Annotated in this window: 14 protein-coding genes and 1 pseudogene; 7 read left to right on the forward strand and 8 right to left on the reverse strand. The window is 74.3% G+C overall.

The annotated features are described in order from the left end of the window. Positions 1–53: 53 nt before the first annotated feature. From mraY to mraZ, 7 genes and pseudogenes are all read right to left on the reverse strand, one after another. The gene (mraY, locus tag ABT006_RS31385) at positions 54–1,181 is read right to left on the reverse strand and encodes a phospho-N-acetylmuramoyl-pentapeptide-transferase (RefSeq protein WP_350712094.1); all 1,128 of its coding nucleotides are present in this window, start codon (positions 1,179–1,181) and stop codon (positions 54–56) included. Next, positions 1,178–2,575: a UDP-N-acetylmuramoyl-tripeptide--D-alanyl-D-alanine ligase gene (locus tag ABT006_RS31390; protein ID WP_350712095.1), complete on the reverse strand. Its 1,398-nt coding sequence runs from the start codon at positions 2,573–2,575 to the stop codon at positions 1,178–1,180. The genes mraY and ABT006_RS31390 overlap by 4 nt, the downstream gene beginning before the upstream one ends. After that, entirely contained in the window at positions 2,572–4,134 is a 1,563-nt protein-coding gene (locus ABT006_RS31395; RefSeq protein ID WP_350712096.1) for a UDP-N-acetylmuramoyl-L-alanyl-D-glutamate--2,6-diaminopimelate ligase, read from the reverse strand. Before ABT006_RS31395 ends, ABT006_RS31390 begins: the two co-directional genes overlap by 4 nt. A 52-nt stretch (positions 4,135–4,186) precedes the next feature. Next, positions 4,187–6,388 carry a peptidoglycan D,D-transpeptidase FtsI family protein gene (locus ABT006_RS31400; RefSeq protein WP_350712097.1) on the reverse strand — a complete coding sequence of 734 codons (2,202 nt, stop codon included), beginning with the start codon at positions 6,386–6,388 and terminating at the stop codon, positions 4,187–4,189. Positions 6,389–6,393: 5 nt separating this feature from the next. Then, a complete protein-coding gene (ftsL, locus tag ABT006_RS31405) occupies positions 6,394–6,999 on the reverse strand; it encodes a cell division protein FtsL (RefSeq protein ID WP_350712098.1) in 606 nt (201 codons plus the stop codon). Beyond that, positions 6,989–8,102, reverse strand: a pseudogene (rsmH, locus tag ABT006_RS31410) (16S rRNA (cytosine(1402)-N(4))-methyltransferase RsmH). Before rsmH ends, ftsL begins: the two are co-directional and overlap by 11 nt. Positions 8,103–8,305: 203 nt before the next feature. Then, on the reverse strand, positions 8,306–8,737 hold the full coding sequence (gene mraZ, locus ABT006_RS31415; protein ID WP_350712099.1) for a division/cell wall cluster transcriptional repressor MraZ: 432 nt from the start codon (positions 8,735–8,737) through the stop codon (positions 8,306–8,308). A gap of 356 nt (positions 8,738–9,093) precedes the next feature. On the opposite strand from mraZ, the gene ABT006_RS31420 reads away from it, so the two are divergent. From ABT006_RS31420 to ABT006_RS31435, 4 genes are read left to right on the forward strand one after another with little or no spacing between them, the layout of a single operon-like run. Beyond that, positions 9,094–10,341 carry a MurT ligase domain-containing protein gene (locus tag ABT006_RS31420; protein ID WP_350712137.1) on the forward strand — a complete coding sequence of 416 codons (1,248 nt, stop codon included), beginning with the start codon at positions 9,094–9,096 and terminating at the stop codon, positions 10,339–10,341. Then, positions 10,331–11,053 carry a type 1 glutamine amidotransferase gene (locus ABT006_RS31425; RefSeq protein ID WP_350712100.1) on the forward strand — a complete coding sequence of 241 codons (723 nt, stop codon included), beginning with the start codon at positions 10,331–10,333 and terminating at the stop codon, positions 11,051–11,053. Before ABT006_RS31420 ends, ABT006_RS31425 begins: the two co-directional genes overlap by 11 nt. Further along, positions 11,050–11,733: a TVP38/TMEM64 family protein gene (locus ABT006_RS31430; RefSeq protein WP_350712101.1), complete on the forward strand. Its 684-nt coding sequence runs from the start codon at positions 11,050–11,052 to the stop codon at positions 11,731–11,733. Before ABT006_RS31425 ends, ABT006_RS31430 begins: the two co-directional genes overlap by 4 nt. 8 nt (positions 11,734–11,741) lie before the next feature. Continuing rightward, positions 11,742–12,554, forward strand: a complete 813-nt coding sequence (locus tag ABT006_RS31435; RefSeq protein ID WP_350712102.1) for a phosphotransferase — start codon at positions 11,742–11,744, stop codon at positions 12,552–12,554. A 132-nt stretch (positions 12,555–12,686) separates the two neighbouring features. Here the strand turns inward: ABT006_RS31435 and leuS are convergent, their stop codons facing one another. Further along, positions 12,687–15,524, reverse strand: a complete 2,838-nt coding sequence (gene leuS, locus ABT006_RS31440) for a leucine--tRNA ligase (RefSeq protein ID WP_350712103.1) — start codon at positions 15,522–15,524, stop codon at positions 12,687–12,689. A 572-nt stretch (positions 15,525–16,096) separates the two neighbouring features. On the opposite strand from leuS, the gene ABT006_RS31445 reads away from it, so the two are divergent. From ABT006_RS31445 to ABT006_RS31455, 3 genes are read left to right on the forward strand one after another with little or no spacing between them, the layout of a single operon-like run. Beyond that, a complete protein-coding gene (locus tag ABT006_RS31445) occupies positions 16,097–17,152 on the forward strand; it encodes an AAA family ATPase (protein ID WP_350712104.1) in 1,056 nt (351 codons plus the stop codon). A 1-nt stretch (position 17,153) separates the two neighbouring features. Further along, on the forward strand, positions 17,154–18,452 hold the full coding sequence (locus ABT006_RS31450) for a DUF58 domain-containing protein (protein WP_350712105.1): 1,299 nt from the start codon (positions 17,154–17,156) through the stop codon (positions 18,450–18,452). A 16-nt stretch (positions 18,453–18,468) separates the two neighbouring features. Continuing rightward, entirely contained in the window at positions 18,469–20,937 is a 2,469-nt protein-coding gene (locus tag ABT006_RS31455) for a transglutaminase TgpA family protein (protein WP_350712106.1), read from the forward strand. The last annotated feature ends 23 nt before the right edge of the window (positions 20,938–20,960 follow it).

Consider the following 20,960-nt stretch of genomic DNA (forward strand, 5'->3'; position numbering starts at 1 on the left):
GGGGGGCCCGGGCGACGCGCGCCCGGGCCCCGCGGCGGGACCGACCGGTCGGCTCAGGTCATGTTGGCGAGGAACTCGCTGTAGAAGAGGCCGAGCGCGATGGCCACGCCGATGCCGGCGATGATCCAGAACCGGACCACGATGTTGACCTCGCTCCAGCCGGCGAGCTCGAAGTGGTGCTGCAGCGGCGACATCCGGAACACCCGTTTGCCGGTGGTACGGAACGAGATGATCTGGATCACCACGGACATCGTGATGATCACGAAGAGGCCGCCGATGATCGGCAGCAGCAGGATCGTCCGGGTGGACATCGCCATGCCGGCGATCAGGCCGCCGAGGCCCAGGGCCCCGGTGTCACCCATGAAGATCCGTGCCGGCGAGGTGTTCCACCACAGGAAGCCGACGCAGGCGCCGGCCGCCGCGCCGGCGATCAGCGCGATCTCCAGCGGGTCCCGGACCGTGTAGCAGTAGTCCTGGGTGTAGTCCGGGTCGGCGCACCAGTGCCGGTACTGCCAGAACGCGATCAGCGCGTACGCCGCGAGGACCATCACCGAGGCGCCGGTGGCCAGGCCGTCGAGGCCGTCGGTGAGGTTGACGCCGTTGGTCGCGGCCATCACCACGAAGATGAAGATGACCACCGCGCCGATCTTGGTGACGTCCAGCGCCGGGATGTCCCGGATGAAGCTCAGCGTCGTGCTGCCCACGGTCTCGGTGTTGGTCACCGCGCCCGAGGCGTCGGTCATGGTGCTCGGGAAGTAGAGCGCCACCACCCCGAAGACCGCCCCGACCAGGATCTGGCCGAGCAGCTTGCCGCGCTTGTTGAGCCCGCCGCTGTGCCGCTTGCGCACCTTGAGGAAGTCGTCGATGAAGCCGACGGCGCCGGAGAAGACCATCAGCCCCAGCAGCACCAGGGCGGTGATCGTCGGCTCGACCTGGGCGATCTGCGCGTCCGGCAGGGTGGTCAGGGCCAGGTGGCCGGCCACGTACGCGATGACCGTGGCGAGGATGAAGACCACGCCGCCCATCGTCGGCGTGCCCTTCTTGCCCTCGTTGCTGGCGAGCCCGAGGTTTGATCGGATCGGCTGGCCGGCCTTCAGCCGGGCGAACACCTTGATCGCGATCGGGGTGCAGAAGAGCGAGATCAGGAAGGCCACCCCGACGGCGACGATGACCGCCCTCATGAGGCGATCTCCTCACCGGCGTCGGCGCGCAGCGCGTCGGCCACCTCCCACGTGCGGTACCGGGAGCCCTTCACCAGGACGACATCGCCCGGCCGTAACTCGCCCCGCAGCACCTCGACGGCCGCCGCCTGATCGGTGAGCAGCACCGACTCTCCTCCCCAGTCACCTACCGATGTCGCGCCTTCGTGGATCGGCGCGGCCGGCTCGCCCACCACGAGCAGCCGGTCGACGCCCAGCTCGGCCGCGAGCCGGCCGACCTCGGCGTGCCCGTCGCGTTCGAACGGACCGAGTTCGGCCATGTAGCCGAGCACCGCGACGGTGCGCCGCTTCCGCCCGATGCCGGCCAGCGCGCGCAGCGCGACCGCCATCGAGGCGGGGTTGGCGTTGTACGAGTCGTCGATCACGGTCACCCCGTCGGCGCGTTCGAAGACGTCCATCCGACGGGTGGAGACCAACCCCAGCGCGCCCAGCGCGATCGCCGTCTCGGCCAGCGGCATGCCCAGCTCGCGGGCCACCGCCGCGGCGGCGAGGGTGTTGGAGACCTGGTGCCGGCCGGTCAGCCCGAGCCGCACCGGCGCGGTCCCCTCCGGGGTCACCAGGGTGTACGCGGCGCGGCCCCGGTCGTCCAGCGTCACGTCCTCGGCCCGCACGTCGGCGTGCGCCGCCTCGCCGTAGCGGACCACCCGGGCGATCGTCCGCGTGGCCATCGCGTCGACCAGCGGGTCGTCGGCGTTCAGCACGGCCAGGCCGTCGGCGGGCAGCGCCTCGACCAGCTCCCCCTTGGCGAGCGCGATCGTCTCCACCGAGCCGAACTCGCCGATGTGCGCCACCCCGACGTTGAGCACCACGGAGATCCGCGGCGGCACCACGTCGCACAGGTAGCGCACGTGCCCCACCCCGCGGGCGCCCTTCTCCATCACCAGGTAGCGGGTCTCCGGCCCGGCCTGCAACGCCGTGTACGGGTGCCCCAGCTCGTTGTTGAACGAGCCGGGCGGGGCGACCGTCGGGCCGAGCCGGGCGGCGAGCTGGGCGATCAGGTCCTTGGTGGTGGTCTTGCCGGAGGATCCGGTCAGCCCGATCACGGTGAGCCCCGGCAGCCGGTCGACCACCGCGCGGGCCAGCCGGCCCATCGCGGCCAGCGCGTCGTCGACCAGCACCATCGGCACGCCGGGCACCTCGCGGGTGCCGAGCACCGCGACCGCGCCGGCCTCCACCGCGGCGGCGGCGTAGTCGTGCCCGTCCACCTTCTCGCCGGGGAAGGCCACGAAGAGCGCGCCCTGGCGCACCTTGCGGGAGTCGAACTCGACCGGGCCGGTGACCGTGGCGTCCGGGTCGGCGGCGGCGAGCCGCCCGTCGACCGCCGAGGCGACCTCGGCCAGGCTGAGCGCGATCACCGCTGACCCGCCGGGTCGGCGAACCGGGCGCGCAGCGCGTCGGCCAGCTCGGTGCGGTCGTCGAACGGGTGCACCTCGCCGCCGATCTCCTGCCCGCGTTCGTGGCCCTTGCCGAGCACCGCGATGACGTCGCCCGGCTCGGCCAGCCGGACGGCCGCGTCGATGGCGGCCCGGCGGTCGGGCACCTCCTCGACCCGGGCGGCCGTACCGGCCCGGCGGGCGCCGGCGAGCACCTCGGCCCGGATGGCCGCCGGGTCCTCCGTGCGCGGGTTGTCGTCGGTCACCAGCACCACGTCCGCTCCCTCCGCCGCGGCGGCGCCCATCACCGGCCGCTTGCCCCGGTCGCGGTCGCCGCCGGCGCCGATGACGCAGATCAGCCGGCCGGCGCCGAACTCCCGCAGCGCGGCCAGCGCGGCGACGATCGCGTCCGCCTTGTGCGCGTAGTCGACCACGCCGCGCACCGGCCCGGGGGCGGCCACCAGCTCCAGCCGGCCGGGCACCCCGCCGCAGGCGGCCACGCCGGCGGCGGCGGTCTTCGCGTCCACCCCGGCGGCGACCAGGACGGCGAGGGCCAGCAGGGCGTTGGCCACGTTGTGCCGCCCCGGCAGCGCCACCCCGGCCGGCAGGGTCAGCCCGTCCGGGCCGTGCACCGTGAAGCGCTGCGCGTACCCCTCGCCGCCGACCTCGTCGGCCCACCAGGTGGCGGTCGGGTCGCCGGCCGCCGAGTAGGTCACCGTCGCCGGCTTGTGCAGGGGCTTCAGCGCCGGGTCGTCCTGGTTGAGCACCTCCACCGCGCAGCGCCCGTCGAACAGCTGCGCCTTCGCGGCGAAGTAGTCCGCCGAGTCGGCGTGGAAGTCCAGGTGGTCGGAGCCGAAGTTGGTGTAGCCGCCGACGGTGAACCGGACGCCCCCGACCCGCCCCATCGCCAGGGCGTGGCTGGACACCTCCATGACCACGGCGGTGACGCCGCGCTCGCGGGCGGCGGCCAGCATCGCGTGCAGGTCGGTCGCCTCGGGCGTGGTGCGCACGCTGTCGACCACCAGGTCGCCGAGGCGGGTCTCCACGGTGCCGATCAGGCCGGTGGTGTGGCCGGCGGCGCGCAGGCCCGACTCGACCAGGTAGGCGGTGGAGGTCTTGCCGGCCGTGCCGGTCACCCCGATCACCGTCAGCCCCTCGGTCGGGTCGCCGTAGACGGCCGAGGCGAGGGCGCCCAGCACCGCGCGCGGATCGGCGACCACCAGCGCCGGCAGGCCCGCCTCGGCCGCGGCCGGGGCGCCCGCCGGGTCGGTCAGCACCGCCACCGCGCCGGCCGCCGCCGCGCCAGCGGCGAACTCCGCGCCGTGCCGACGGGCACCCGGCAGGGCGGCGTACAGGTCGCCGGGGCGGACCTCCTGGCTGGCGTGGGTCACCCCGGTCACCACCAGCTCGGCGACCCCCTCCGGGGGGTCGACGGCGAGCCGGGCGGCGAGGTCGCCGAGCCGGGCGCCGATCACGGTACGGGGACGAGGATTGCCGGGCACGGCGTCAGACCCTACCCGGTCGTCCGGTTCCGGCCGCACAGCCGCCCCGGTGGTTCGTCCGCACTCACCGATGATGTCGCGCCGTGACCGCTCAGCGCGGATAGACCGTGAACTTCGGGGCCTTCTCCCCGCTCGGCGGCACGCCGTAGTGACGCAGCGTGAACTGCATCATCTCCCGGAACGCCGGCGCGGCGATGTCCCCGCCGCCGCCGGCGGGCGTGTGCGCGAAGACCGCGATCACGTAGCGGGGGTTCTCGGCCGGGGCCATGCCGATGAACGAGGCCACCTCGCCGGGCTGCTTGCGCCCGTCGACCAGCCGCCAGCCGGTGCCGGTCTTGCCGGCGACCCGCCACTCCGGGATCGCGGCGGCCCGGCCGGTGCCGTCCTCGACGGTGGTCACCGCCTCCAGGATGGTGCGCAGGGCGGCGGCGTTCTCCGGGCTGAGCACCGACCGGGTGACCGGGGGGTCGGTCGGGGTGGACTTCCCGTCCGGCCCGATGACCGCCTTGACCAGGCGCGGCTGGACGTACGTGCCGTTGTTGGCGATCGTCGCGTAGACGGCGGCCATCTGCAACGGCGTGGCGTCCACGCTGTGCCCGATCGGCACCGACCCGTACGACGACCCGCTCCACTCGTCGGCCGGCAGCACTCGCCCGCTGGCCTCGCCGGGCATGCCGACCCCGGTCGGCTCGCCGAGACCGAACCGCTTCTGGTAGTCGATCAGGCGTTCCTGGCCGAGCTTGTCGGCAATCTGGATGGTGCCGACATTCGACGAGTACGCCATCATGCCGGGCAGGCTCATCCGCTTACCGTCGGCGCGGTGCGTGTCGGAGAACCAGGTGTCGCCCATCTTGATGCTGTTGGCGATCGGCAGCGTGGTGTCGGGGGTGATCACCCGCTCCTGGAGCGCGGCGCCGAAGGTGACCGCCTTGTGCACCGAGCCGGGGTCGACCACAAAGCTGGTGGCCGCGTCCTCCCGGTCGGTCGGCTCGCTCGCCTCGGGCTTCGCCGCGTTGTAGGTGGGGTGGCTGGCCTGGGACAGCACCTCGCCGGAGGGAATCTCGATGACCACGGCCGCGCCGGTGCTGCCCTTGCTCTTGGCCATGTGCCGGGCCAGTATCCGCTGTGTCATGAACTGGAGGTCGCGGTCGACGGTGAGCTGCAGGGAGCTGCCCGGCTTGGCCTTCGTCGTCTCGCTGTAGCCGCCGGGGATCGGGGCGGCCAGGTCACCGAGGCCGACCTCGTAGACCCGCTTGCCGTCCTCGCCGCGCAGCACGTCGTCGTAGCGGGCCTCCAGCCCCTCCAGCCCGACCATGTCCTGGCTGGTGAAGCCGAGCAGGTTGGCGGCGAGGTCGCCGCCGGGCACCTCGCGCCGCTCGTCGCGGTGGGTGCCGATGCCGGGCAGCTCCAGCGCGGTGATCTGCCGGGCCCGGTCGATGTCCACCCCCCGGGCCAGGTACTCGAACTCGGAGTCGGCGCCGTTGATCCGCTTGCGCGGCTTCATCTTCTCGGCCAGCTCGGAGGCCGGGATGCCGAGCAGCGGGGAGAGCGCCTTGGCGGTGCCCTGGATGTCCTTGACCCGGGTCGGGTCGGCGTAGACGTACCGCGCCTCGACGCTGTGCGCCAGCGGCGCGCCGTCCCGGTCGTAGATCGCCCCCCGCGCCGCCGGCAGGGTGACGGTGCGCAGCCGGTCGGCCACGCCGCCGCCCGCGTACGCCGGGGTGTCCACGGCCTGGAGGACGACCAGCCGGATGCCGATGACGGCGAACAACACCAGGGTCAGCACGGTGCCCAGCCGCAGCCGGCGGCGGGGATCGGCCAGCCGCGGCGGCTTCGGCGGCTTGCGCGACGGTCGCCGGGCGGCCGGGCGGTCCGGCCGGCGCGGCGCGCGGCGGCGGGGTGCCGGCGGCTCGTCGTCGTGGCGCGGGCCGCGCGGGGTGACGGTGCGGACGACGCCGGAGCGGCCCGCCGCCTCCCGGCGGCCGGTCCGGCCGGCGCCCGCGCGCCCGCCGTCGAGCACCTGGAGGGCGGGGCGGAACGGATCGCCGGAGCGGGTGCTGCGCGGGGTCCGGCGCTGCTCGGCGCGGCCGGCGGCGTCGTCGCGCTCGCCCCGGGCGCCGGCGCGCTGCTCCCGGACGGTGCGGCCCCGCGGGGTGTACGCCCGCGCGTCGGAGATGCCACCGGCCCCCGGCTCGCCGGAACGCCGCTCGGCGCCCCGGCCACCGACGTCGCGGGACGAACCGCGCCGGGAGCCCGTGGCGTCCCGGCGCGGTTCCTCCGATCTCGGTGGCACGGTCGTCAGCCTCCCGCGCCCTGCTGGCTGGTGATCGACGGCTGGCCGTCGGCCGGCTGCGGCACACCGATCACCTTGCCGTCGGGCAGCCGGATGTAGGCCGGCTCACCCGCCTCCACCAGGCCGAGCCGGCGGGCCTGGGCCTCCAGGTTGCCCGGGGCCTCCGCGTCGGCGATCTGCTTGTTGAGCTGCTGCTGCTCCAGGTCGAGCTTGGCCTGCTGCTCCTGGAGCTTCTCCAGCCGGAAGGCGTTCTCGTTGATCTTCGTGTTGACCAGCAGGATGCCGAGCACCCCGCCGACCACCAGCACCAGCACCAGCGCCGCGAACGGCGCCCGAGGCACCTTCACCGGCGGCGGCGGCGCCACCCGCAGCCGGGGCGGGCGCGCCGCGGTGGCGCCGCCCCGCTCGGCCGGCCGCAGCGCGGCACTGCCCTGCGTCGGGAACTCGCGCGCCCCCCGGGCGCGAGTCTCCCCCAGCCGGCTCGTCCGGTCCGCCTTCGGCGTGCCGGTCCCGGTGCGCGTGGCCCGCTCCGCCGCGATCCGGCCCCCCGACCGCGGTGCGCGCTGCCCGCCGCCGGTCACGTCCCGGCGGTCGCGCTTGTCATTCGTCATGTCCCTCCCCCTCTTCGTCCGTCCCTGTCCCGTCCCCCGGGATCCCCCGGATCCGTCTCGGACCCGGTGGACCCCGCCCCCGGTTGGTGCATCGCCTTGACCCGCCGGCGGTACCGTTCGCGGTCGGTACGCCCCTGCTGCGTCGCGTCCGGGTCGAGCCGCTCCGCGGCCCGCAGGCGCACCGAGGCGGCCCGCGGGTTCGCGGCGACCTCCCGCTCCCCGGGCAGTTCGGCGCCCCGGCTGAGCAGCCGGAACGTCGGACCGGACCCGGGCAGTTCGACCGGGAGGTCGACCGGGCCCTTGCTGCGGACCCGGTCGGCGAGCGCCGCCTTGGTCAGCCGGTCCTCCAGCGAGTGGTAGGACAGGACCACCATGCGGCCGCCCACGTTGAGCTTGTCGAGCGCGGCCGGCAGCGCCGTCTCCAGCGCTGCCAGCTCCTTGTTTACCTCGATCCGTAAAGCCTGAAACGTTCTCTTTGCCGGGTGTCCCCCGGTTCGTCTGGCTGGTGCCGGAATGGACTCCCGCACCAGCTCCGCCAGCCGGGCCGACGAGGTGATCCGGGCCCGCTCGCGCTCCCGGATGATCGCCGAGGCGATCCGGCCGGCGAACTTCTCCTCGCCGTAGACCCGCAGCACGCGGGCCAGGTCCGGATGGGAGTAGGTGTTGACCACCTCCTCGGCGGTCACCCCCCGGGTCTGGTCCATCCGCATGTCCAGCGGGGCGTCCTGCGCGTACGCGAACCCGCGGTCGGGCGCGTCGAGTTGCAGCGACGAGACCCCCAGGTCGAACAGGATCCCGTCGATCCCCGGGTAGCCGAGCCGGTCGAGCACCTCGGGCAGCTCGTCGTAGACGGCGTGCTCCAGGTGGACGCGGTCGGCGAAGCGGGCCAGCCGGACGCGCGCGTGGGCGAGCGCCTCCGTGTCCCGGTCCAGCCCGACGAGCACCGTCTCCGGATGCGCCTCCAGCACCGCCTCGGCGTGCCCGGCCAGGCCCAGCGTCGCGTCGACATGGACCGTCCGCCCGCCCCGGCCCAGCGCGGGGGCCAGCAACTCGAGACACCGCTCGAGCAGCACCGGCACGTGCGTGCCGCGTAGCTCCCCCATGTCGACCCCCACTGGTTGAAACCTCGTCCTTCATGCGCCTGTCGTCGGACGACGCCGTGCCGTCGTACCGCCAGATCCCCATCCGCTCCCGCCCGCCGGAGGCCGCGGCCCTCCCATCGGATCGTGCGCCTGGCACCGGGGAAGGGGTGCCAGGAACTCGAAAGCGGGTGGAGATCTCGCAGTACGTCGGGCGTCGTCACGCCCTACAGACCGCCGGGCAGCACCCCCTCCTCGATGTCGGCGAAGTCGTCTTCGCTCTCCGCGAGGTAGTTCTCCCAGGCGGCCTTGTCCCAGATCTCCACCCGGGTGCTCGCGCCGATCACGACCAGGTCCCGGTCGAGGGCGGCGTACGACCTCAGGTGGGCCGGGATCGTCACCCGGCCCTGCTTGTCGGGCACCTCGTCGTGCGCGCTGGCGAAGAAGACCCGGCTGTAGGCCCGGGCCGCCTTGTTCGTCATCGGCTGCGCGCGCAACTGCTCCGCGATCCGCTGGAACTCGGGCATCGGGAAGACGTAGAGGCAGCGATCCTGCCCTTTGGTGATCACGACACCCCCCGCCAGCTCGTCCCGGAACTTCGCCGGAAGGATCAACCGGCCTTTGTCGTCCAGGCGCGGGGTGTGGGTGCCGAGAAACATCGGCCCAACCCCCTCGCCCTTGAGCGGCGTTCGCGGCGCCGCTGACCCCCCGGGCCGGTGGGCCCTCCCGGCCTCACCATCGCGCCCCACTCTACTCCACTTCCCTCCACCCGCAACCAGAAACGCCCGCGTGGCGCGCCCTTCCGCCGCGCGAAACCGCACGTCAGATGGGGTGGAGTGGAGTGGAGGGCCGGACGGCCCGCCGGAGCCGGTCCGCTTTCCGACATAGATCGACTCCGTCCGGCTGAGCGTGATCCGGCCACCCCGCCGGACCGCCCCGGCCGAACGGTTCGCCCTCGGCGGCGATCTGGTGGGCCCGCCGGTCCGGTAACCTCGCTCGGGTGACGGACGCGAAGATGCCCCTGCGGGCGAAGGTGGCCAGCTCGGTGTCGCGGACCGCCGCGGCGCTGTCGCGGGCCGCGGGCCGCGGCGACGGCTCGGTGATCGGCGGCTGGATCGGCCTGAAGATCGATCCCGACCTGCTGGCCCACCTGTCGGCCGGGCGCGCCATCGCCCTGGTCTCCGGCACCAACGGCAAGACGACCACCACCCGGCTCACCGCCGCGGCGGTCGGGGTGCTCGGCCGGGTCGCCACCAACTCCTTCGGCGCCAACATGCCGACCGGGCACACCTCCGCGCTGGCCAAGGCCGGCAGCACCCCCTACGCCGTGCTGGAGGTCGACGAGCACTACCTGGCCCAGGTGCTGGAGGCCACCGAGCCGCACGTGGTGGCGCTGCTCAACCTCTCCCGTGACCAGCTCGACCGGGCCAAGGAGGTCGCCATGATGGCGCAGCTCTGGCGCGCCGCACTGGTCCGGCACACCGACGTCCGCATCGTCGCCAACGCCGACGACCCGATGGTGGTGTGGGCCGCGACGCCGCCGCCCAACCACGACCACCGCATCGCCCCGCCGCAGGTCACCTGGTTCAGCGCCGGGCAGCGCTGGCACGACGACTCGTGGGTCTGCCCCGAGTGCGGCTCGACCATCCAGCGCTCGGGCGAGCAGTGGTGGTGCAGCGGCTGCCCGCTTCGCCGGCCCCAGCCGCAGTGGACGGTGGAGGACGACGGCGTGCTCGACCCGACCGGCGCCTGGCACAAGGTCAAGCTCCAGCTCCCCGGCAAGGTCAACCTCGGCAACGCCGCCACCGCGCTGGCCGTCGCCGCCGAGTTCGGCGTCCGGCCGGTGGACGCGGTGCTCCAGCTCGGCACCGTCACCTCCGTCGCCGGCCGCTACGCCCAGGTCGACCGGGACGGGCGCAACATCCGGCTGCTGCTGGCGAAGAACCCGGCCAGCTGGCTGGAGGCGTTCGACATGGCCGACGAGGCGCCGACCCTGCTCTCCATCAACGCCCGCGACCCCGACGGGCTCGACACCTCCTGGCTGTTCGACGTCGACTTCGCCCCGCTGCGAGGCCGGCAGGTGCTGATCACCGGCGACCGCGCGTACGACCTGGCGGTCCGGCTGGAGGTCAACGACGTGCCGTTCCAGCACGTGCGGACGTTCCACGACGCCGTCCGGGCGGTGCCTCCGGGCCGCCTGGAGGTCATCGCGAACTACACCGCGTTCCAGGACATCCGAGCGGAGTTGGACCGTGTCAACTGAGAGCCTGCGTATCGTCTGGATCTACCCCGACCTGCTCTCCACCTACGGCGACCGGGGCAACGCCCTGATCCTCGCCCGCCGGGCGCGGCAGCGCGGGTTCCCGGTCGAGGTGCTGGAGGTCCGCTCCGACCAGCGCCTCCCCGCCACCGCCGACATCTACCTCATCGGCGGCGGCGAGGACGGCCCGCAGGCGCTCGGCGCGCAACGGCTGCTCGCCGACGGCGGCCTGCACCGGGCCGTCGCCCAGGGCTCGGTCGTGTTCGGGGTCTGCGCCGGCTACCAGCTCCTCGGCACGTCCTTCTTCGCCAAGGGCACCCGATGCGCCGGGCTGGAGCTGCTCGACCTCTCCTCCGACCGCGGGCCGACCCGGGCCGTCGGGGAGCTGGCCGGCGACGTCGACCCGCGGCTGGGCGTGCCGGCGCTGACCGGGTTCGAGAACCACGGCGGTCGCACCCACCTCGGCCCCGGGGTCTCCCCGCTGGCCCGGGTGACCGCCGGGGTCGGCAACGACGGCGCCACCGAGGGGGCCTGGCGGGGCAAGCTGCTCGGCACGTATTCGCACGGCCCGGCCCTGGCCCGCAACCCCGCCCTGGCGGACCTGCTGCTGCGCTGGGCCACCGGCGCGCACCAGCTCCCGCCGCTCGACGACACCTGGACGGACCGGCTCCGCGCCGAGCGCCGCGCCGCGGTGGCCGCCGCCGCCCGGGCATGAACCCGGCCGTCCGGCGGCTGCTGCGGCAGCGGTCGGCCGCCCGGTTCACGCTGCTGCTGCTCCTGCTCGCCACGTTCGGGGCGGCGCTGCTCGTCGTCCCCCTGCCGCAGGTCGGGGAGCTGCCCCGGCTGGCCGACCGGCTGGGCGACCTCGCCCCCGTGGCGGCGGTCGTCGGCGGGGCGCTGCTGCTGGTGGCGCTCGTCCCCCGGACCTTCATCACGCTCGCCTCGGGGGCGATCTTCGGCGCGCTGGAGGGCGCCGCGTACGCGCTGGGCGCGGCGCTGCTGGCGGCGGCGCTGGGCTTCGCGGTCGGCCGCCTGCTCGGTCGGGAGTTCGTCGCCGAACGGGTGCGGGGCCGGCTGGCCCGGCTGGACGGCTGGTTCGCCCGGCAGAGCGTCCTCGGCGTGGTCACCGTACGGCTGCTGCCGATCGCGGGCTTCGGCCTGGTCAGCTACGGCTACGGCACCACCGGCGCCCGGGTGCTGCCGTTCCTGGCGGGCAGCCTGATCGCCTCCGTCCCCACCGCCTTCGGGTACGCGGCGGTGGGCGCCGCGGCCGCCTCCCCGGGCGACGTCAACTGGTTCGCCGCCGCGCCCGCCGCGCTCGGCCTGGTCGCCAGCGCGGTGCTGATCCGCCGCTGGTGGCGCGCCGAGCGGCAGCGCCGGCTCGCTCCGGGCTGAGGCCCGCCGTGCCGGGCCGACCCTCCCCGTCCCCCGACCCGGGCCACCCCGACCGGCGCGGGGACCAGGGCGAGGAGCGGCTCTCCGGGGGCTTCATCGCCGAGGTCGTCCGCGTCGGCGACACCGTCCGGCGTACGCCGCCGCAGAACGCCGACTTCGTCGCCGCGCTGCTGCGGCACCTGGAGCGGGTGGGCGCGGACGTCGCGCCCCGCCACCTCGGCACGGACGAGCGGGGCCGGCAGGTGCTCAGCCACGTCGACGGCCGGGTGCCGTGGCGGGACCGGGAGGACCCGGCGTACTTCGCCGACCCGGCGTTGACCGGGCTGGCGGCGCTGCTCCGGCGGCTGCACGACGCGTGCGCCGGCAGCGCGCTCGCCGGGGACGCCGAGACGGTCTGCCACCGCGACCTGTCCCCGAAGAACACGGTGTACCGCGACTCCTCCGCCGGCCCGCTGCCGGTGACGCTGCTCGACTGGGACCTGGCCGGTCCCGGCCGGCGGATCGAGGACGTGGCCTTCGCCGCCTGGCACTGGGCGGAGCTGGGGCCGGGCGGCGACCCGGCGGAGCTGGGCCGGCGGGCCCGGCTGCTCTGCGACGCCTACGAGGCGGCCGGCCCGCGACCGCTCGCGCTGCCCCGCGCCGACCTCGTGGACGTGATGCTCGACCAGCTCGACGGGACCTGGCGCGGCATCGCGGCCGGCGCGGACCGGGGCGAGGAGGCCATGCGGCGGCTCCGTGCGGCGGGCGTCGCCGACGCGGTACGCGGCTGGCACGACTGGCTGGCCGACCACCGCGGAACGGTGACGGCCGCACTGCGCTGACCGCCGCACGGTCCGGCACGGACGACCATGGAGTTGTGGTGGCCGGTTCGTCCCGGCCTCGGGACTTCGTCCCCACCACAACTCCATGATCGACGCGCCCCGACCCGGGCGGACCCGGGAGCCGGGCGCCGGTCAGACGACGACGGAGACCGTGCGGCCCTTGACCACGATGACCTTGCGGGGCTCCCTGCCGGCCAGGGACGACGCGACCGCCTCCAGGGCCGCCGCGCGGACGGTCTCCTCGGACGCGTCGGCGGGGACCTCGACCCGGCCCCGCACCTTGCCGTTGATCTGCACCGGGTAGGTCACCGTCTCGGCCACCAGCAGCGCCGGGTCGGCGGTCGGGAAGTCCGCGTACGTCAGGGAGGTGTCGTGCCCCAGCCGACGCCACAGCTCCTCGGCGATGTGCGGGGCGAACGGCGCCACCATCAGCACCAGCGGTTCGGCCACCTCGCGCGGGGTCTCCGCCAGTCGGGTCAGCCCGTTGGTCAGCTCGATCAGCTTGGCGATGGCGGTGTTGAACCGGATCGCCTCCATGTCGCCGCGGACCCCGTCGACCACCTTGTGCAGCAGCCGCCGGGTCGCGGAGTCGGCGGGCGCGTCGGTGACCCGCAGCGCACCGGTCTGCTCGTCGACGACCGCCCGCCAGACCCGCTGCAGGAAGCGGTACGAGCCGACCACCGCCCGGGTCTCCCACGGGCGGGACACCTCCAGCGGGCCCATCGACATCTCGTAGACCCGGAAGGTGTCCGCGCCGTACGCGGCACACATCTCGTCCGGGGTGACCACGTTCTTCAGGGACTTGCCCATCTTGCCGTACTCGCGCTTGACGGCCGTGTCGCCCAGGTAGAAGCCGCCGTCGCGCTCGGTCACGTCCTCGGCCGGCACGTAGGCGCCCCGGGCGTCGGTGTACGCGTACGCCTGGATGTAGCCCTGGTTGAACAGCTTGCGGAACGGCTCGAACGACGAGACGTGGCCCAGGTCGTACAGCACCTTGTGCCAGAACCGGGCGTACAGCAGGTGCAGCACGGCGTGCTCGGCGCCGCCGACGTACAGGTCGGTGCCCCCGCAGTCGCCCTCGCCGCGCGGCCCCATCCAGTACCGCTCGTTCTCCGCGTCGACGAACCGCTCCGAGTTGGTCGGGTCCAGGTAGCGCAGCTCGTACCAGCAGGAGCCGGCCCACTGCGGCATCACGTTGGTCTCGCGGGTGTAGCGCTTCGGACCGTCGCCCAGGTCCAGCTCCACCTCGACCCAGTCGCGCCGGCGCGACAGCGGGGTCTCCGGGTTGCTGTCGGCGTCCTCCGGGTCGAACGTCCGCGGCGAGAAGTCGTCCACCTCGGGCAGCTCGACCGGCAGCATCTCCTCCGGCAGCGCGATGGCGGCGCCGGTCTCGTCGTACACGATCGGGAACGGCTCGCCCCAGTAGCGCTGCCGGGAGAACAGCCAGTCGCGCAGCCGGTAGGTCACCGCGCCGGCGCCGTGCCCGTTGGCCTCCAGCCACTCGATGATCCGGGCCTTGGCGTCGGCGACCCCCAGGCCGTCCAGGTCCAGGCCGCGGTCGGGCGCGGCGCTGTTGACCGCCGGGCCGTCACCGGTGTACGCCTTGCCGTCGAAGCCCTCCGACGGCTGCACGGTACGCACGATCGGCAGCTCGAAGACCTCGGCGAACGCCCAGTCCCGCTCGTCCTGGGCGGGCACCGCCATGATCGCGCCGGTGCCGTAGCCGGCCAGCACGTAGTCCGCGATGAAGATCGGGATCTGCGCGCCGTTCGCCGGGTTGGTGGCGTACGCCCCGACGAAGACGCCGGTCTTCTCCTTCGTGTCGGCCTGCCGCTCGACGTCGGTCTTGGCCGCCGCCGCCTTCCGGTACGCCTCCACGGCCGCCCGCGGGTTGGCGTGCCCGCCGGTCCAGGCGTCCTTCGTCCCCTCCGGCCAGGCGGCCGGCACCAGGGCGTCGACCAGCCCGTGCTCGGGCGCCAGCACCATGTAGGTCGCGCCGAAGATCGTGTCCGGCCGGGTGGTGAACACCCGGATCGGCTCCAGCGTGGTGGGGAAGTCGATGTGCGCGCCGGTGGAGCGGCCGATCCAGTTGCGCTGCATCAGCTTGATCGGCTCGGGCCAGTCCAGTTTGTCCAGGTCGTCCAGCAGCCGGTCGCCGTACGCGGTGATCCGCATCATCCACTGCTTCAGGTTGCGCTTGAAGACCGGGAAGTTGCCCCGCTCGGAGCGGCCGTCGGCGGTGACCTCCTCGTTGGCCAGCACGGTGCCCAGCCCGGGGCACCAGTTGACCGGTGCCTGCGACACGTACGCCAGCCGGTGGTCGTCGACGACGGCGCGCCGCTCGGCGACGGACAGCTCCGCCCACGGCCGGCCGTCGGGCGTGGGCCGGTTGCCGCCCTCGAACTCGGCGATCAGCTCGGCGATCGGGCGGGCCCGCTTCGCCTCCGTGTCGTACCAGGAGTTGAAGACCTGCAGGAAGATCCACTGCGTCCAGCGGTAGAAGTCGGTGTCGATGGTGGCCACCGAGCGGCGCTCGTCGTGGGCCAGGCCCAGCCGGCGCAGCTGCGCCTTGTAGCGCTCGATGTTGGCCACGGTGGTGGTCCGGGGGTGGGTGCCGGTCTGCACCGCGTACTGCTCGGCGGGCAGGCCGAACGCGTCGAAGCCCATCGCGTGCAGCACGTTGCGCCCCGCCATCCGCTGGTAGCGGGCGAAGCAGTCGGTGCCGATGTAGCCCAGCGGGTGCCCGACGTGCAGGCCGGCGCCCGACGGGTACGGGAACATGTCCAGCACGTACAGCTTCTCCGCCCCGGACCGGGGGTGGCCGGGGTCGGCCAGCGGGCCGGTCGGGTTCGGGGCGTGGAAGGTGCCCTCCCGCGCCCAGACGTCCTGCCAGCGGTGCTCGATCTCCTCGGCCAGTGCCGCGGTGTACCGGAACGGGGGAATGTCGCCCGTCGCTGCTGCCTCACTCATGGCGTCTCCTCGCTTCGCTCGTCGCCGCCGGCCACGCCACGGCCGGGCTGGATGCTGACCTCGCTCGGCGCGGTCATGTCGGTATGGATCAGGTCTGCTCCCCGGAGCGCCGTGCCGTCGGGGCCGGCGCCGGGGCCGACCGCCGGGGCGCCCGGCGGAGGGCACAAAAAAGCCCCTCGCGCAGGAGGGGCCGCCGTGCTGTCGCGCGTCAGCGCATCAGCACGGCCCGGTAAGGAGCAGGAAGACTCCGGCCATGACCGGGAGTGTACCCGCCGTCCGGTCCCGCACGCCGCCCGCTACCACCGGTCGGGACGCGGGCCCCGTCCGGGACGCCCCCGGGCGCGCCCTTCGTGATCATGGGCGGCACCCAGAGCGACGGGCGGATCCCCCGACCCGGCGAATATTCAGGGCGTAACCGACGGTCCACCTGCGGGGGTCGGCGACAGCGACAAACATGGTTAGCCTGAGAGACCAGTGAGATTCCTGCGGCAGACGAGGCTCGGCGTCGCGAACCCAACGGCGGGTCCAGCTGCTCTATACAGAGCTGCCGTCCGGCGACGAGGAGGAGGCCCGTGACACAACAGACCTGGGACGAGGTGGGCGGCCTGTTGCCGCACGACGAGTTCCGCGCCGCCAGCGAAGCCATCGTCTCGAACATCGAGCAGGTCATCGAGGGCAAGACCGCCACCGTGCGGCTCGCCCTGGCGGTGCTGCTCGCCGAGGGGCACCTGCTCATCGAGGACGTGCCGGGTGTCGGCAAGACGAAGCTCGCCAAGGCCATGGCCCGCTCGATCGACTGCTCGGTGCGCCGCATCCAGTTCACCCCGGACCTGCTGCCCAGCGACGTCACCGGCGTCAGCGTCTACAACCAGGAGACGCACGACTTCGAGTTCCGTCCCGGCGCGGTCTTCGCCAACCTGGTCGTCGGCGACGAGATCAACCGCGCCTCGCCGAAGACCCAGTCCGCGCTGCTGGAGTGCATGGAGGAGCGGCAGGTCACGGTCGACGGCGTCACCTACCAGCTCCAGACGCCGTTCATGGTCGTGGCCACCCAGAACCCGATCGAGATGGAGGGCACCTACCCCCTCCCCGAGGCGCAGCGCGACCGCTTCACCGCCCGCATCGCCATGGGCTACCCCGACCCCAACGCCGAGCTGGCCATGCTCGACGGGCACGGCGCCACGGACCCGCTGGACGAGCTGCGGCCGGTCTCCGACGCCAACACGGTGCGGCAGCTCATCGCGCACGTCCGGCAGGTGCACGTCGCCGACGCCGTCAAGCAGTACGCGATCGACCTGGTCACCGCGACCCGGGAGGCCCCCGACCTGCGCCTCGGCGCCTCCCCGCGGGCCACCCTCCAGCTGCTGCGCACCGCCCGCGCGGTCGCCGCCTTGGAGGGGCGGGACTACGTCCTCCCCGACGACCTGCAGGCGCTGGCCGTGCCGGTGCTCGCGCACCGGATCATCCCGACCGCCGACGCCCAGCTGGCCCGGCGCACCACCGACGCGATCGTCTCCGAGCTGGTGCACCGGCTGCCGCTGCCGCACGACCGCAAGCGCTCCCCGTACGACACCCGACCCACGGGCGAGGGCAACGGCCGAGCCCCCTACGAGCCGCGGAGGCGGTGACGTGCGAGACGGGCTGCGAGGGCTGACGACCCGCGGCCGATCGTTCCTGGCGGCCGCGGTCGCGGCCGCGATCTCGGCCGGCATCCTCGGCGAGAAGGACCTGCTCCGGGTGGCCGTGCTGCTGGCCGTCCTGCCGCTGCTCGCCGCCGCCTACGTCGGGCGCAGCCGCTACAAGCTGGCCTGCAACCGGTCGCTGGACCCGCACCGCGCGCCAGTCGGGGCGAGTTCCCGGGTGGTGCTGCGGTTGCAGAACCTGTCCCGGCTGCCCACCGGCACCCTGCTGCTGGAGGACCGGCTGCCGTACGCGCTGGGCAGCCGGCCGCGGGTGGTGCTGGAGCGGCTCGGCGCCCACCAGGCCAGCTCGGTGGCGTACACGGTGCGCGCCGACGTGCGCGGTCGCTACGAGGTGGGCCCGCTGGTGGTCCGGATGACCGACCCGTTCGGGCTGTGCGAGCTCAGCCGCGCCTTCCCGAGCACCGACCACCTGACCGTCATCCCGCAGGTCACCCCGCTGCCCTCGGTACGCCTGCCCGGCGAGTACGCCGGCAGCGGCGACAGCCGGGCCCGCTCGGTCGCCGTGCACGGCGAGGACGACGCCGCCACCCGGGAGTACCGGGTGGGAGACGACCTGCGCCGGGTGCACTGGAAGTCGACCGCGCGCACCGGCGAGCTGATGGTGCGCCGGGAGGAGCAGCCGTGGGAGAGCCGGGCGACCGTCGTGCTGGACACCCGCGCGTACGGCCACCGGGGCGACGGGCCGACGGCGTCCTTCGAGTGGGCGGTCTCCGCCGCCGCGAGCATCGCGGTGCACCTGCGGCAGGCCGGCTACAAGCTGCGCCTGGTCACCGGCTCGGGGGCCGACGTCGACGCCTCCGAGGCCGCCGGCGACGGGCTGCTCCTCGACCAGCTCGCCGAGGTCGGGCTCGACAAGAACGTCGAGCTCACCACGCTCGTGCAGCGGGTCCGGCAGCGGGCGGACGGCGGCCTGATCATCGGCCTGTTCGGCTCGCTGGGCACGGCCGAGGCCGAGCTGCTGGCCGGGCTGCGGGGCAACGGCGCGACCTGCGTCGGTTTCCTGCTCGACAGCTCCACCTGGCTCAACCTGCCCGCCAAGGCGCGGGCCGAGGCCGACCACGCGCACAGCGCCGCCGCGCTCGCCCTGCTGCGGAGCGGCTGGCGGGTGATCGGGGTCGACCACGGCGCCCGGTTGCCGGCGTTGTGGCCGCAAGCGGCCCGCGGTTCGCAGGGCTTCGCCCTGCGGGCGGCGATGGCCGAGACGGTGGCCGGCGGCGTGCGATGAACGGAAGGGTCCCCTCATGATCGCCCACCGGAACCTGGGCTTCGTGGCCGCCGCGGCGACGCTGCTCGCCGCGGCGCCGCTGTCGGCCATCTTCGAACGCTGGACGTGGCTGATCCAGGCCACCATCGCGGTGGCCGTGGTCGCGGCCGCGGCCGCGCTCGCCCGGCTGGCACGGGTGCCGCTCTGGGGGCAGGTGCTCGGCATGCTGGCCGGCCTGACGCTGGCCCTGACCTGGCTCTTCCCCGGCGGCACCGAATTGCTCGCCTTCCTGCCCACGCCGGCGACCTTCGCGCACTTCGGCGACCTGTTCAGCGGGTCGCTGGAGGACATGCGCTCCTACGGCGTCGAGGTGCCCGACACCGATCCGCTGCTGTTCATCACCGTGCTGGGGATCGGCGGCGTGGCGGTGGTGGTCGACGTGCTCGCCGTCGGGCTGCGCCGGCCGGCACTGGCCGGCCTGCCCATGCTGGCCATCTACTCCGTGCCCGTCGCGGTCTACGTCGACAGCATCCCGCCGGTGCCGTTCGTCGTCGGCGCCGCCGGCTACCTCTGGCTGCTGGTGACCGACAACGTCGACCGGGTCCGCCGGTTCGGCCGGCGGTTCACCGGCGACGGCCGCGACGTCGACGTCTGGGAGTCCTCGCCGCTGGCCGCCGCTGGCCGGCGACTCGCGGTGGTCGGCGTGGCGCTGGCCGTGGCGCTGCCGCTGGCCGTGCCGGGGATGACCGGCGGGCTGCTCGACACCCTGACCTCCGGCTCCGGCGCCGGCAACGGCAGCGGGCGCCCCGGGCAGGGCGGGGCCCCGGGCCGGATCGACCTCTTCGCGGCGCTGAGCGGGCAGCTCAACCAGTCCGAGGTGGCCGACCTGGTCAAGGTCACCACCAACGAGCCCAGCCCGTTCTACCTGCGCTTCGGCGTCGCCGACGAGCTCAAGTCGAGCGGCTTCGACGTGGGCAACCCCCGGGGCCGCTCCGTCGAGAACCTGCCGACACCGTCCGGCAAGGGCATCGAGCAGCGGACGTACCAGGCCACGGTCGAGGTCACGAAGAACCTCACCATGCCGCTGCTGCCGGTCTACACCGAGCCGGTGCGCACCGAGGACCTGAACGGCAACTGGTTGTACGACCCGAACCTGCAGGTGATCTTCTCCAACCGCGACAACTCCCGCGGCAAGCGCTACGCGTTCGACTACGTGCGCTCGACGTACACCCCCGAGGCACTGCAGCGGGCGCGACCGCTGCCGGCGGACCACCCGGTGCGGCGCGCACACCCGGCACCACCGACGATTCCCGAGGTGGAGGAACTGGTCCGCACCCTGGTGGCGAACAAGAACACCGAGTACGACAAGGTCCGCGGGATCTACGACTACTTCTCCGCCGACAACGGCTTCACGTACTCGCTGAGCACCAAGGGCGGCATCAGCGGCCAGGAGATCGTCGACTTCCTCAACAACAAGGTCGGCTTCTGCCAGCAGTACGCCGCCGCGATGGCGTGGCTGGTCCGGGCCGCCGGGATCCCGGCCCGGGTGGCGTTCGGGTTCACCAACGGCAGCAACTCCAGCGGCGGCACGTACACGCTGACCAACCGGAACCTGCACGCCTGGACGGAGGTCTACTTCAACGGCATCGGCTGGGTGCCGTTCGACGCGACCCCCGCGTACGGCGTGCAGGGCTCGACCCGGTCGGCCTGGGCCCCCGACATCGACGCCCCCGAGGACGACGCGCCGGCCCCCGGCCCGTCGACCCCCGTCGGCGAGACCGACCCGTCGGCGGGCCCGGCAGGCCCCGAGGGCCCCGAGGAGGACCCCGACTCCGGCCTGGCCATCGGCGGGGCGGCCCCGGCCGAGCAGGCCCCCGTCTGGCCGTGGTACGCGGCCGGCGCGGTGCTCCTTCTGCTGGCCCTGCTCGCCCTGCCGGCGCTGCGCCGGCTGGCCCTGCGGAGGCGGCGCAGCGGCCCGGCGGCGCCGGCCCCGACCGCCGTACGGGCGGGGGAGGCCGGCGACGCGCCCACCGACGGGCAGCGCATGGTGGTCCTGGTGGACGCCGAGCGGGCCCGGGCGGACGCGCACGCCGCCTGGGACGAGCTGCTCGACACGCTGGTGGACTACCGGGTGCGGGTGGACCGGACGGAGACGCCGCGGGCCACGGCCGACCGGCTGTCCCGGGATGCGCTGGCCGCCGACGCCGAGGCCACCACGGCGGTACGGCTGCTCGGCCGCGCCGAGGAGCGCGCCCGTTACGCGCGTGACCCGCTCACCGGCGAGCACCTCCCGCCGGCCCTGCGCACCATCCGCGGCGCGCTCGCCGCGCGGGCCGACCGGCGTACCCGCCTGGTGGCGGCGGTGCTGCCGCCCTCGGTGCTGCTGCGCTGGCGACTGGCCACGGCCGACGCGTCGTCCCGGCTGCTGGCGGCGGGCACGCGCGCCCGCTCCCGACTGCTGCGCTGGAGCCCGCGCCGCCTGCTGGCCGACCGCATGGCCCGCTGACCCGCACGCCCACGCGGACGGGC

The organism is Micromonospora sp. NPDC002717 (assembly GCF_040295705.1).
Taxonomy (GTDB): domain Bacteria; phylum Actinomycetota; class Actinomycetes; order Mycobacteriales; family Micromonosporaceae; genus Micromonospora.

Excerpts from the sequence above, each read along its gene's own strand:
- mraZ (WP_350712099.1), bottom strand. The coding sequence starts at position 8,737 with ATGTTTCTCGGCACCCACACCCCGCGCCTGGACGACAAAGGCCGGTTG.
- ftsL (WP_350712098.1), bottom strand. The coding sequence starts at position 6,999 with ATGACGAATGACAAGCGCGACCGCCGGGACGTGACCGGCGGCGGGCAG.
- mraY (WP_350712094.1), bottom strand. The coding sequence starts at position 1,181 with ATGAGGGCGGTCATCGTCGCCGTCGGGGTGGCCTTCCTGATCTCGCTC.
- ABT006_RS31430 (WP_350712101.1), top strand. The coding sequence starts at position 11,050 with ATGAACCCGGCCGTCCGGCGGCTGCTGCGGCAGCGGTCGGCCGCCCGG.
- leuS (WP_350712103.1), bottom strand. The coding sequence starts at position 15,524 with ATGAGTGAGGCAGCAGCGACGGGCGACATTCCCCCGTTCCGGTACACC.
- ABT006_RS31420 (WP_350712137.1), top strand. The coding sequence starts at position 9,094 with ATGCCCCTGCGGGCGAAGGTGGCCAGCTCGGTGTCGCGGACCGCCGCG.
- ABT006_RS31455 (WP_350712106.1), top strand. The coding sequence starts at position 18,469 with ATGATCGCCCACCGGAACCTGGGCTTCGTGGCCGCCGCGGCGACGCTG.